The following is a 243-nucleotide window of genomic DNA, read 5'->3' as shown; positions in this document are numbered from 1 at the left end:
ACTTGAGTGTTAGCGGTGTGCTTAGAAATATTCAGTAATGGATTGCCATCGGGTTGTTCACTATCTGCATAAGTATAGTTTGCGTTAACACCTAAACCTGCCCAAATGCCGGGTAAAAAGCTGAACTGTTGCTGGTAACCTAATTCCAAACCTCTGACTTCACCGCTACCACCATTCACATCAGTGTCGATGACGATACCCGTTTGACCTGCGGCTTTTTGAGCATCAACATATGCTAAACCT

Annotated in this window: 1 protein-coding gene; it reads right to left on the bottom strand. The window is 44.0% G+C overall.

Features of this window, described 5'->3' with window-relative positions:
* Positions 1-243, bottom strand: a 243-nt coding sequence (locus AAEZ02_RS23315; protein ID WP_351125584.1) for a TonB-dependent receptor domain-containing protein, incomplete at both ends; no start/stop codon positions are given.

Origin of the sequence: Shewanella sp. T24-MNA-CIBAN-0130 (assembly GCF_040310185.1) — a bacterium.
Lineage (GTDB): Bacteria > Pseudomonadota > Gammaproteobacteria > Enterobacterales > Shewanellaceae > Shewanella > Shewanella psychromarinicola.
The sequence above is the reverse complement of the archived record's forward strand: the minus strand, read 5'-3'. Positions and strand labels throughout refer to the sequence as shown.